Source organism: Streptomyces sp. NPDC026206, assembly GCF_040638465.1.
In the GTDB taxonomy this organism is placed as follows: Bacteria; Actinomycetota; Actinomycetes; order Streptomycetales; family Streptomycetaceae; genus Streptomyces.
The window spans coordinates 1-12,332 of record NZ_JBEZYL010000005.1 but is presented as its reverse complement, the minus strand read 5'-3'; the positions used below and the strand labels follow the sequence as shown (position 1 = coordinate 12,332).

The window sequence follows — 12,332 nt, the reverse complement described above, 5'->3', positions numbered from 1 at the left end:
AAGCGAGGACCCCGCCGCGCCGGGAGGTCCGTCATCACCGAGGCCGGGTGTCACCCGCGACAAGAACGAATCGCGCTCCCGGAAAGTGCCGGGCACCGGTATTCGGACACGGTTTCCGCAGCCGAATCTAGACTCCGCTCATGGAGCCCCTGTGTCTGACCACCGAGCGCCTGGTGCTGCGCCCGTTCAGCCCCTCCGACGTGCCCGCGGTGCACGCCGCCTGCCAGGATCCGGACATTCCGCGCTACACCAGCGTGCCCTCTCCCTATGCGCTCGCGGATGCCCGCGCCTTCGTCGAGGAGATGTGTCCCGGTGGCTGGCGCGATGACTCCATGTACACGTTCGGCGTCTTCACCCGGGAAGGCGACCGGCTGGCCGGCTCGATGTGCCTCGTGCGGCTCGCACAGCTGCGCGCCCCCGAGCGGCAGGCAGAGCTCGGCTACTGGACGGCAAAGGATCAGCGCGGCCGCGGCTACACCGCGGAGGCGGCGCGCGAGGTGATCCGCTGGGCCTTCCAGGAGCTGGGGGTCGAGCGCCTGGAGTGGTACGCGGAGGCCGGCAACGAGGGCTCGCGCGGCGTCGCCCTGAAGGCGGGGTTCCGGATGGAGGGCACCATGCGCGCGAAGATCCCCTACAACGGCACGCGACGCGACGCCTGGGTCGGCTCCCTGCTCCCCTCGGACCTGGGCATGCCCTCCCAGACCCCTTACCTGCCGTTTCCCGAGCGCGGCTGAATGCTCCGGGGGCGATGTCAGTGGCCGCCTCTAGGGTGATCGGTATGACAACTGCCGCCACCGCCAAGGGCCGTACGGCCGCGAAAGAACGCTGGACCGGATCTCCCGCGGCCGAGCTCCGGCTCTCCGCGGACGAGGCCCGCCGTCTGGCGCTGCGCGCCCAGGGCCTGCTCGGGGCCCCCGAGCGGCGAGCAGGTGCACACGGGGTGCTGCGGCGGCTGGGCGCGGTCCAGCTGGACACGATCTCGGTGCTGGCCCGCTCGCACGAACTGGTGCCGTACGCACGCCTGGGCGCGGTAGGGCGCGATGCGGTCGAGTCGGCCTACTGGAGCGGCGACCACGCCTTCGAGTACTGGTCGCACGCGGCGTGCATCCTGCCGGTCGAGGAGTGGCCGCACTTCGCATTCCGGCGGCGGGCCATGAGGGCACGCGGCCACCGCTGGCACGTGATGCAGGACTCCGAGCGCTCGTGCGCGGCCGTCCGGGACCGGCTGAAGGCCGACGGCCCCCTGACGGCAACCGAATTGGGCGGCGCCAAGAACGGCGGAGAGTGGTACGACTGGTCCGAGACAAAGATCGCGGTGGAGTGGCTGCTGGACACCGGCGAGGTGGTCTGCACCCGGCGGCGCGGCTGGAAGCGGGTGTACGACCTGGCCGAGCGGGCGGTGCCGGACGCCCTCCTGCACGACGACATCGACGACACGGAGTGCGTCCGTCGCCTGGTCACGCAAGCCGGTGCCGCGATGGGGGTGGCCACCCGGGCCGACCTGGCGGACTACCACCGGCTCAAGGGCGACCAGGTGGACGCGGTCATAGCCGGCACAGGCCTGGTGCCGGTGGAGGTGGAGGGCTGGTCCAAGCCGGCGTGGGCGGACCCGGCGGCGCTGGCCACCGAGCCCCGGGGGCGGCACCGCACGACGCTGCTCTCGCCGTTCGACTCACTGATCTGGGACCGGCCGCGCACCGAGCGGCTGTTCGGCTTCACGCATCGGCTGGAGGCCTACGTCCCCAAGGCTCAGCGGGTGCACGGTTACTTCGTGATGCCGCTGCTGACGGGAGGCCGGCTGGCCGGCCGGGTGGACCCTGCGCGCGACGGCCGCACGCTGGTGGCCCGGCAGGTGTCGGTGGCGGACCCCAAGTCCGTGGAGCCCATGGCCCGGGCGCTGCGGGAGGCGGCCGGGTGGGTGGGCTGCGACGCCGTGCGGATCGAGCGCTGTGACGACCCGCGGCTGGCCTCGGCGCTGGTCTCCGCGCTCGGCTGAGCGCTCACCGGATTTCGAGGATCTTCTCCCGCATGGCGTAGACCACCGCTTCCATCCTGGAATGCAGCTGCAGCTTCTCCAGGATGTTGCGGACATGGTTCTTGACCGTGTTCTCGCTGATGAACAACTCCTTGGCGATGTCACGGTTGTTCATGCCGGTGGCGACGAGCTTGAGAACCTCCAGCTCGCGGTCGGTGAGCCGGGGCGCCGGCACGAGCCGGCGCTCGTCGGTGCGCTGGATCATCGACTTGAACTCGGTGAGCAGCTTGGACGCCATCGACGGGCTGATCTGGGACTGGCCGTCCGCCACCGCCCGGATCGCTGTCGCCACCTCGTCGGTGGAGATCTCCTTGAGGAGGTAGCCGGTGGCTCCGGCCTTGATGGCGTCGTAGAGGTCGGCTTCCTCGTCGCTGATCGTCAGCATGATGATCTTCGCGCTGGGGGCCACCTCCTTGATGGAGGTACAGGCCTCGATGCCGCCGCGCTTGGGCATCCGCACGTCCATCAACACGATGTCCGGCAGCAGGTCGGCCGCCTTGTCCACCGCCTCCGCGCCGTCCCCGGCCTCCCCCACGACCTGGATGTCCTCCTCGTGCTTCAGGACGATCTCCAGTCCCCGGCGGAAGAGGGCGTGGTCGTCCACGACCAGGACCCTGATGGGCTCCTCACGTGTGGCGCCCCGGTCCGCGCGGGCGCTCTCGTCGTCGTCCTCGCCGGGCCCGGTCACGGGTCCGAACCTGTCCGCCATCGTTCCTCCCCCTGAAGGCCATGGCCCCTCGGTTGCGCTGTCTGCGCCGCACCAACCGGTACCGGCGGACCGGCGGTTGGACTCGACCATGATTCCATGCCGGACCGCACTTCCATGGCCGCATGGATGGTGCCCCGGGAGCGCGGTCAGCGCTCCGAGGGCACCATGGCGGGTCCGCGGCTCACGCGCGCCCCGGCCGCGCACAGCGGCCGGGGCCTCGCGGATCAGCCGCCGAGCTCACCGCCCGCACCACCGGGCTCCCCGGTGTAGAAGGGGTCGCTGTTGAGACGGATGACGCCGTAATCGTATGCGTGCCGCCGGTAGACGACACTGGGCATCTTCGTCTCGGAGTCGACGAACAGATAGAAGTCGTGGCCGACCAACTCCATTTCGTAGAGTGCCTGGTCGAGCGCCATGGGGGCCGCGGAGTGCGTCTTCTCGCGGACCACCAGGGGGCCTTCGCCCCGGATTTCCAGCGGTCCCATGTGGGTGACGGGCACCTCGCCCGTGTCCTGCTCCGCGGTGAGTTCGCCCTTGTCGTTGAGTTCCGCCGCGCCGTTGACCAGCGCTCCGACGCCACTCGCCGGAATGCGTCCATTGCCCCGGCGGGCAAGACGCTTGTCGTGCTCCTTGCGCATCCGCGCCTCGAGCTTGCTCGTCGCGAGATCGAGCGCGGCGTAGGGATCCGTCGCTGCGGCCTCCGCCCTGATCACCGGTCCACGGGAACGCACGGTGATCTCCACGCGGTCGGAGCGGTCGGACTGCCTGGGGTTGGGCTCCTTGGACACCTCCACGTCGAGGCTGATCACCTTGCCGTCGAGCTTCTGGATCTTGTCCAGCTTCAGCTTCTCGGCCACGTGCTTGCGAAACCGCTCGGAGACCTCTGTCTTGCGGCCCTTGACGACGATGTCCACGCAGAACTCCGTTCCCGGATCGCTCCGCCGAAGGTTGCGGAGCGCATCCCTCTTGCATCAGGCCCCGGGGATACCCGGAGCCACCGACTAGGCGGTTTTCACCTCCTCCTCCCCCGTCGACAAGATTTACACCCCACGGCTTCCCGGCTCTTCGGGCTTGTTCCAAGCTTCAGCGAAGGCATACGAAGCGCGCCAATCGGAGATATGAGGCATAGCTCTTGCCATTCCTCACAACCGAACATATCTCGCTCGGAAGCCCGTCGGTACCCCCTACCGCGACGTACCTCCATTCAGGTGTTTTCCCGCCGTTTCCCTCAGCAACGAAGGGCGTTCTCCGTCAGTTCCGGCTCGATTCGAAGGCCCGCGGAACAGCGGCGACGACGGCGGCTCCCACGATCAGCCCGCCGGCTGCCGAGACCGCACGGGCCGCCTCCGCGAGCGAGGCCCCAGTCGTCATCAGATCGTCGACCAGCACGACCCGCCCTCCTTCCCGCCAGAGGCGATCCACTCCCCCGGCTACCCCCATCGCCCCCGCCACATTCACCCTGCGCTGGCGGGCGTCCAGCCCCGACTGGTCCGCGACGGCCCGCCGCAACCGCAGCACCGCCGCCACTCGCGCGGCCACTCCGGCCTCCCGCAGCGCCCGCGCCGCCGCGAGGCCGATCCGGCGGCCCGCGTCGTGCCCACGCCCGGCCACCGCGCGTCGCGCGGAGGGCACCGGCACGAGCAGCAATGGCCTCCTGCGCGCCCTTACGCCCCATCCCGCACCTGAGCAACCGGCCACCCGTACCGCGCCCGCCAGCGCGGCACCCAGCGGCTCCGCCAGGACGAGTCCGCCCCGTTCCTTGTGCGCGAGCAGCAGCGAGCGCACCGCGTCGCCGTACCGTGCGGCCGCGTGCACGGGCGGCAGGCCGGCGGGCACCGGCTCCGGCCACACCCGCCGTGGCGCCCGGCCGCAAAGCTGCGCACGACACCGGCCGCACAGCACCGTCCGGGCCAGGCCGCACCCCGCGCAATCGGCCGGCAGCACCAGTCCGGCGATCTCCTGCCACCACCCGCGCATGGATCCACTGTCCCGCCAGCGGGCAGGACCCGCCACCCCTGTGGATAACCCCGGAAACCCCCGCGACCAGCGACGACACGTGGGCCACTTCCGTCCCTGCACCTACCTGCCGGCAGGCACGCGGACAGGCAGGCCGCGCAGCAGGGTCTATCCCGGATAGACCGGCGCCGAGCCTTCCTTGCCCACCAGCTTCCAGTTCGTGTCCGGCAGCAGCCGCACGATCCCGCCCTCGCCCTCAGCGACGAGCGCCTGCGCCTTGCCCGGGTTCTCCGAAGCGGCCACACCCCGCACACCCGTGATCCCCGGCAGCCCGGAGCCGTTCGTCTGCGAACCGTCCGTCTCGATGTACTGCAGTTGCTGCAGGCCACCCTGCTCACTGCCAGCGACCAGCAGCCGGCTCGCGCCCGCCCAGGAGACGGCGTTGACGTCCTCAAGGCGCGGCGCCACCGAGCGAAGCTCCTGCACCGACAGGTTCGTCCGGCCGGCGCTGCCCTGCCGCTCGACCCTGCCGAGCTTGAGGACCGTATGGTCGCCCTTCGTCACCAGCAGCGCGATCCGCACGCCGTCCGCCGACACCCGCAGTCCCGTGATCCGCCCGTCGAGCCCGGGCACGTGGACCTCCTCCGGCGCACCGGTGCCGCCGGGCAGCCGCAACAGCCTCGGCCGGTCCTGATCCTGGTCGGCGACCCACAGATCGCCCAGACCGTCCCAGCTCGGCGCGGTCAGCCCCGCCTTCGCCGACGTGCCGCCGTGCACGCTCAGCCGGGCATCGCCCAGCGCCGCGCCGCCCTGCAGAGGGGCGACGTAGAGCGACTGCCCGTTGGCGGACACAGCCGCCGCCCGGCGCTCGGACCGGTCCACGGCAACCGAACGCAACTGCACCGGACCGTCCGCACCGAACGGCCCCGCCACCCGGCGCGGCTCCTCGTCACCGTCGGCCAGGCTCACCACCCGGTGCTGCCCGTCCACGAAGTACTGCCGGTCCAGCCGCCCGGAGGTCTGGTCGGGGGCGTACCACTTCGCCTGCTCCTTGCCGAGCGCGCACAGCCGTGAGCCGTCCTTGCGCTGCAACGTCACATCCGCGACCTTGGCCGACTCCTGGACGGTGTAGAGGAGCTGGGCGGCCATCCGCAGGCACTGCTCCTGGTTGGCGCCCGCCGCCCGCTCGTTCAGTCGCACCTTCAGGGTGTTGGAGTCGTCGGGCGAGAGCCGGTGGTCCTCCAGCCGCGTACCGGTCGGAAAAGCCGTGCCCGCCACCGGGTCGAGCCACGTCGTCGGCCCGTCCAGCAGAGCCCTCACCGTGGACGTCACGGGGTCTATCCGCTTGCGCAGATAGACCGGATCGGCGACGAGCACGTCCCGCGCCTTGCCTCCGCCGCCACCGGAGCCCAGCTCGGCAAAGTAGTACTTATTGACCGAACGGTAGATGCGCTGGAACTCGGAGGCGCCCAGCACCAGGCCCGCGTCCAGTCCGTCGATGCGCCATTCGCCGTCCTCCCGCGCGATGTGGAGCTGCGCCTTGTAGTCACGCTGCTCGGGCTTGTAGGCGTGCTTGGCATCCACCTTCGCGAGCTGCTTGCCGGTGAGCGTGACGGTGTACGCCTGCTCGCGGTCCCCGCCGGCCCGGTCCACGCGAACCTGTGGCGTCTGGGCCAGCACCGTGGTCGACGCCGAGGGATCCCACTGGCGCTTCACCGACTTCGCCAGATACATCCGGGCCGTGTCGTAGTCCGGGTCGTCGCTGGTCGTCGCCTCCAGGAAGCCCGCTACGAGTTCCTGCGGCTGCTCGTTCTTGCGCGGCGGCACCCCGTACACCCGCACCTGCGCGTCGGCGTCGGCGCGCTGGGAGGAGTCCACCGAGTTGACCGAGCCGCTGTCCGGCATCGAAGCACAGCCGGCCAGCAGCCCGGCGCCCGCCGCCAGCGCCAGCAGGCCCGCCGCCCGGCGGCCGCGGCCGCCCCTAGCCCTGACCGTCACGGTCGCCTCCGGTCCTGCTCCCGCCGCGCGTGCCCGGCCTGTCGCCGCCCCGGCCGTCGCCGCCGCGGGGCGTCCTGCTCTCCACATCGCCGGAAGTGCCGCGCTCCGGCGTGTCGCCCGTCCTGCTCCCGGACCTGCCGTTCGCGCCACTGCCCTCCGCCTTGTCACCGGCCTTCTCGCCGCCATGCGGCCCGCCCGGGCGCGTCACCACCCGCGCGCCGCTGCCCGGCAACGCCGTCGGATCGGCCGTAGGCCGTACGTTTGTGTTCTGCGCCGGTACCGGCGTCGCCCGGCCCGGCAGCGCAGGCGGCACCCCGGCCTCGCTCAGGCCACGGTTGCGCCGCGAGTCCTCGGGCTCCAGCGGGATCGGGGAACCCCGCAGCGCGTCACCCGCCGTGCGCGGCATCGTCAGCCGGAACTGCGAGCCACCGCCCGGCTCGCCCCAGGCCTGCAGCCAGCCGCCGTGCAGGCGGGCGTCCTCGACCGCGATCGACAGGCCCAGGCCGGTGCCGCCGGTCGTCCTGGCCCGGGCCGGATCGGCACGCCAGAACCGGTTGAAAACCCGCGTCGCCTCGCCGGGCTTGAGCCCCACGCCGTAGTCGCGCACCGCGACCGCCACCGCGCCACCGGCCGTCGCCAGCCGCACGATTACATCCCGGCCCTCGCCGTGCTCCACAGCGTTGACCACCAGGTTGCGCAGGATCCGCTCCACACGCCGGGCATCGGCCTCGACGATCACAGGCTGCTCCCCGCCGCGCACCAGCAGGCGGCTGCCCTTGCGCTCCGCCAACGGCAACGCACCGTCCAGCACACGGTTGACCACATCCCGCAGGTCTACCGGCTCTGCCTCCAGCGCCGCCGCGCCCGCATCGAAGCGGCTGATCTCCAACAGGTCGGCCAGCAGCGACTCGAAGCGGTCCAGCTGCCCGAACAGCAGCTCCGCCGAGCGCGCGGTGACCGGATCGAAGCTGCCACGCGCCTCATGAATGACGTCCGCAGCCATCCGTACGGTCGTCAGCGGCGTCCGCAGTTCGTGCGAGACGTCAGAGACGAACCGCCGCTGCATCCTCGACAGCTCCTCCAGCTGCTGGATCTTCACCTGGAGGTTCTGCGCCATCTTGTTGAAGGCTTCACCCAGACGTGCGATGTCGTCCTCGCCGGTGACCTTCATCCGTTCCTGAAGGACACCCGCCGCGAGCCGCTCGGAGATGCTCGCCGCCATGCGCACGGGCGTGACGATCTGCCGCACCACCAGCCAGGCGATGGCGCCCAACAGCACCACCACGAACACCCCGGCCGTGGCCAGCGTGCCCTTGACCAGGCTGAGGGACTTCTCCTCCTGGGTGAACGGGAACAGGTAGTAGAGCTGGTACGGCTTCCCGTTGACGTCATACATCTGCTTGCCGACGATCAGCGCCGGCTCACCCTCGTCGGAGGCGCCGCGCTTGATCGTGCCGGACTTCTCGAACGTGCCCGGGTGACGGTCCAGCTGCTTTCGCAGATCAGCGGGCACGCTGTGCTCAGGATCGATGTCCCCGGAGGCACGCGGACCGCCCGCACTGAGCGCGACCACGTGATAGACGCCCTGCCCGCCGCTGGCGAGCTGCTGCACCGTCGCGGTCAGCCACGTCCCGGAGTCGGTCCCCCGGCCCCCGGACTGCGAACCGTCCGGGCCACGCTCCTCGGCCCCGGGGTCGGCGGCCTCGCGTGCCGCCTTGAACCCGCCCTCGGCCTGGCTCTGCGAAGCGTGCCGCTTGGCGTCCAGCAGGCCATTGCGCACCTGCCCGATGACGACCACACCGAGCAGCAGCACCACACCCAGCGACATCACCAGCGTGGTCGCGACGACCCGCAACTGGATGTTGCGCCGCCACAGCCGCATCGCGGGCAGCAGCGGGCGCCGCACCCAGCGCACGTACAGGCGCAGCAGCGGGTGCACCGGTGCCGCGCCCGCGCCGTCGGACAGCATCCTTCCGGCTCGCCACAGGCGCCGGAAGAACGATATGCCGCCCGCCGCCGTGTCGACGGGCCGCCCCGTGTCCCGCTCCGGAGCGGCACCGTTGCCGGTCATGTCAGCTCGGCCCGGCCTTGTAGCCCACACCACGGACGGTCACGACGATCTCGGGCCGCTCGGGGTCCTTCTCGACCTTCGAGCGCAGCCGCTGTACGTGCACGTTGACCAGCCTCGTATCGGCGGCATGGCGATAGCCCCAGACCTGCTCCAGCAGCACCTCGCGGGTGAACACCTGCCACGGCTTACGGGCGAGGGCCACCAGCAGGTCGAACTCGAGCGGCGTCAGTGCGATGGACTGACCGTCCCGCTTGACCGAGTGCCCGGCGACGTCGATGACCAGGTCACCGATGGTCAGCTGCTCCGGCGCCGGCTCCTCCGACCTGCGCAGACGGGCCCGGATACGGGCCACCAACTCCTTGGGCTTGAACGGCTTGACGATGTAGTCGTCGGCGCCGGACTCCAGCCCGACCACCACATCGACGGTGTCGCTCTTCGCCGTCAGCATCACGATCGGAACCCCGGACTCGGCCCGGATCAGTCTGCACACCTCAATGCCATCACGGCCGGGCAGCATCAGATCGAGCAATACAAGATCAGGTTTGACCTCTCGAAATGCAGCCAGTGCCTTGTCGCCGTCCGCTACAAACGACGGCTCGAAACCTTCACCACGAAGCACAATTCCGAGCATCTCGGCCAGTGCTGTGTCGTCGTCGACGACAAGGACGCGTCCCTTCATATCGACATCATCCCATTACCCGATCGTGACCTGTCACACAGCTCCGCCAAACCAGCCTCCGTCACAGGGGAAACAACCCCGTTTTCCGTGACAATGGCGGTCACCAGCTCCGGCGGTGTGACATCGAACGCAGGGTTGTAGGCCTGCGTTCCCAGGGGCGCCACGGGCACTCCGGCCTCCGCGCCCGGGAGCTCGGTGACCTCCTGGCCCGGCCGCTGCTCCACCTCGATCCCCGCGCCGTCCGCGGTCTCCAGGTCGACCGTCGTGGTGGGCGCCACGACGATGAAAGGCACATGGTGATAGCGGGCCAGCACGGCCAGCGGGTAGCTGCCCACCTTGTTGGCCACCGAGCCGTCGGCCGCTATCCGGTCCGCGCCTATCAGCACCGCGTCCACCTCGCCCGCCGAGAACAGCGAGCCCGCGGCGTTGTCCGTGAGCAGCGTGTACGGCATTCCGGCCCGCGCGGCCTCGTAGGCGGTCAGCCGGGCCCCCTGCAGCAGCGGCCGCGTCTCGTCGACCCACAGCCGCCGCAACTTGCCCATCCTGTGCGCCGCCCCCACCACGGCCAGCGCCGTGCCCGCGCCGCCCGACACCAGGGCGCCCGTATTGCAGTGGGTCAGGACACGGAAGCCGCCGCCCGGCAGCAGCTCCCGCAACAACGCCAGGCCGTGCTCCGCCATGCGGTCGCTCGCTTCGGCGTCCTCGCGGTGCAGGGCGCGCGCCTCGTCGAGTGCCGCGGCAGCGGCCGGGCCGGTGCCCGCGCCGCTCTTCAGGGCACCCTCATAGGCCTTCAGGGCCCGCTGGACGCCGTAGGCCAGGTTCACTGCGGTCGGGCGGGCATGGGCGAGCATCACGGCCGCCTGGTCCACGTCGAAGCCCCGCACGGCCGCGAGGGCAACTCCGTAGGCGCCGGCGACACCCAGCAGCGGAGCGCCACGCACAGCCAGCGAACTGATCGCCTCGACCAGCGCCGGTACATCGGTGCAGACCAGCTCGGTCTCGTCCGCGGGAAGCCGCCGTTGGTCCAGCAGAACGATCACGGGCCCTTCGGGCAGGTCCTCCCAACGCAGAGAAGGGGCGGTGGAGGATCCGGTGAAGGACACGGGTGCCGAGTGCTGATCAGCCATTAGTCCAGTCTGCCCCGCATAGACCAACTATTGAAGGCCTCCTCCGCCCCGCTCCCCCTTACGTGGCTCCCCGGAAGCAGGGCCCTTACGAGCCCTCGGGCGCCCCGGAAGGTGCGTGACACGATGGCCGGACTGGCAACCGGGCCCGGGCGCCGGCCGAACGGCGAAGACACGGGCATCAGAAGGAGCAGCAGAAGATGAACGACTCTCCGGGCCGGATCCCGACCGGCCGGGACCGGGCGCGCGCCCACAGCGGTGGAAGCGACGACGACGGACACGACGGCCGGGGCAGCGGTGGTTGGGGCAACGGGGGCAGGGGCAGCACGGGCAACGGCTGGGGCAGACCGGCGGGTGGCTGGGGCGGTGGCCATTGGTCTCCTGCGGCCCCGCCGGTGCCCCAGCCCGGCGTGATTCCCCTGCGGCCGTTGAGTGTCGGGGAAATCCTTGACGGCGCCTTCACCACGGCACGCAGATACTGGCGGACCGCACTCGGGGTGTCGCTGGCGGTGGCGGTCGTGACCCAGTCGGTGAACACGGCCGTCACGGGTCTGTGGCGCCGCGGCCTGGAAGGCCTGGGCAACCTGGCCGATCAGGACACGGTGACCGTCCATGAGCTGATGGAAGCTCTCAAGAACGCCCTGGGCGGCCTCGCGGTCGCGTCGCTGGCCGGCCTCATCGGCTCGGTCATCGCCGCAGGCACGCTCACTGTGGTCGTCAGCCGCGCCGTTCTGGGCCGACCGGCCTCGGCAAGTGACGTCTGGGTAAGCGCCCGCCCCCGTCTGCTCAGTCTGACGGGGCTGTTCTGTCTGCTCGCGCTGCTCATCACCGGCGCCTTCGCGCTGGGACTGGGACCGGGCCTGCTGCTCATGCGGGCCGGATTCGAGGGCCCTGGAATCGCGCTCACCGGCCTGGGCGGGCTGGCAGGAACGGCGGGAGCGGCGTGGCTGTGGATTCGCTACAGCCTCGCCGCACCGGCTCTCATACTGGAGAAGCAGGGCGTCCTCGACGCGATGCAGCGTTCGGCGAAGTTGGTACGCGGCTCCTGGGGGCGGATTTTCGGGATACAGATCCTGGCTACTCTCCTGGTCTTCGTGGTCGGCTCAATTGCCGAGGTTCCGGCCGCTTTCATGGAATTGATCTTGAATGGCGGTTCGTCCGAGGTCGCCTCGACGAGTTGGCCCTCTTTGATCATCAGCGGAATCGCCGCAACCATCGGCTCCGCCCTTACGCTGCCGATTACGGCGGGTATCACCGCGCTCCTCTACATGGACCAGCGCATCCGGCGCGAATCACTCGACATTGAGCTTGCGAACGCGGCCGTCTGCAAGGTGTGAGAACAGGGCATTGAGCACATGGCGCCGTCTCCGGGTGTACGGACACCCGGAGACGGAAGGGAGTGGGCGGGGAGAGATTAAAGGGCGACAACGTGGGGACAACGCAAAAAAGCCCTGGTAGGAACCTTTCGGCTCCTACCAGGGCTTTCTCAAAAATTGTTCGGCGGCGTCCTACTCTCCCACAGGGTCCCCCCTGCAGTACCATCGGCGCTGAAAGGCTTAGCTTCCGGGTTCGAAATGTAACCGGGCGTTTCCCTAACGCTATGACCACCGAAACACTATGAAGTTAACCAACCCGGCAATAACACAGGTCGTTACTTCAGAACCTACACAGTGGACGCGAGCAACTGAGGACAAGCCCTCGGCCTATTAGTACCAGTCAGCTCCAACCGTTACCGGTCTTCCACACCTGGCCTATCAACC

10 protein-coding genes and 1 rRNA gene are annotated in these 12,332 nt (G+C 70.1%); 3 read left to right on the top strand and 8 right to left on the bottom strand.

Going from position 1 to position 12,332, the window contains the following annotated elements; all coding sequences use genetic code 11:
- Positions 1-140: 140 nt before the first annotated feature.
- Together AB0F13_RS10110 and AB0F13_RS10105 are read left to right on the top strand one after the other, a co-directional pair.
- Entirely contained in the window at positions 141-734 is a 594-nt protein-coding gene (locus AB0F13_RS10110) for a GNAT family N-acetyltransferase (protein WP_362078138.1), read from the top strand.
- 14 nt (positions 735-748) lie between these two features.
- Complete coding sequence (locus tag AB0F13_RS10105; RefSeq protein WP_362078135.1) at positions 749-1,996, top strand: crosslink repair DNA glycosylase YcaQ family protein; 1,248 nt, start codon at positions 749-751, stop codon at positions 1,994-1,996.
- 4 nt (positions 1,997-2,000) lie between these two features.
- Here the strand turns inward: AB0F13_RS10105 and AB0F13_RS10100 are convergent, their stop codons facing one another.
- From AB0F13_RS10100 to mtnA, 7 genes are all read right to left on the bottom strand, one after another.
- On the bottom strand, positions 2,001-2,744 hold the full coding sequence (locus AB0F13_RS10100) for a response regulator transcription factor (protein WP_362078132.1): 744 nt from the start codon (positions 2,742-2,744) through the stop codon (positions 2,001-2,003).
- 224 nt (positions 2,745-2,968) lie between these two features.
- Positions 2,969-3,658, bottom strand: coding sequence for a ribosome-associated translation inhibitor RaiA (gene raiA, locus AB0F13_RS10095; protein ID WP_362078129.1), 690 nt, complete (start codon positions 3,656-3,658; stop codon positions 2,969-2,971).
- Positions 3,659-3,995: 337 nt separating this feature from the next.
- Complete coding sequence (locus tag AB0F13_RS10090) at positions 3,996-4,721, bottom strand: phosphoribosyltransferase family protein (RefSeq protein WP_362078126.1); 726 nt, start codon at positions 4,719-4,721, stop codon at positions 3,996-3,998.
- 147 nt (positions 4,722-4,868) lie between these two features.
- Complete coding sequence (locus tag AB0F13_RS10085) at positions 4,869-6,698, bottom strand: LpqB family beta-propeller domain-containing protein (protein WP_362078123.1); 1,830 nt, start codon at positions 6,696-6,698, stop codon at positions 4,869-4,871.
- On the bottom strand, positions 6,682-8,769 hold the full coding sequence (gene mtrB / locus AB0F13_RS10080) for an MtrAB system histidine kinase MtrB (RefSeq protein ID WP_362078120.1): 2,088 nt from the start codon (positions 8,767-8,769) through the stop codon (positions 6,682-6,684). Before mtrB ends, AB0F13_RS10085 begins: the two co-directional genes overlap by 17 nt.
- Position 8,770: 1 nt before the next feature.
- Complete coding sequence (gene mtrA / locus AB0F13_RS10075) at positions 8,771-9,448, bottom strand: two-component system response regulator MtrA (protein ID WP_031076503.1); 678 nt, start codon at positions 9,446-9,448, stop codon at positions 8,771-8,773.
- Positions 9,445-10,575: an S-methyl-5-thioribose-1-phosphate isomerase gene (gene mtnA, locus AB0F13_RS10070; protein WP_362078115.1), complete on the bottom strand. Its 1,131-nt coding sequence runs from the start codon at positions 10,573-10,575 to the stop codon at positions 9,445-9,447. The genes mtrA and mtnA overlap by 4 nt, the downstream gene beginning before the upstream one ends.
- Positions 10,576-10,772: 197 nt before the next feature.
- Between mtnA and AB0F13_RS10065 the strand changes: the two genes are divergently transcribed.
- Complete coding sequence (locus tag AB0F13_RS10065; RefSeq protein ID WP_362078112.1) at positions 10,773-11,909, top strand: hypothetical protein; 1,137 nt, start codon at positions 10,773-10,775, stop codon at positions 11,907-11,909.
- A 158-nt stretch (positions 11,910-12,067) separates the two neighbouring features.
- Here the strand turns inward: AB0F13_RS10065 and rrf are convergent.
- A 5S ribosomal RNA gene (rrf, locus tag AB0F13_RS10060) occupies positions 12,068-12,184 on the bottom strand.
- Between the last annotated feature and the right edge of the window lie 148 nt (positions 12,185-12,332).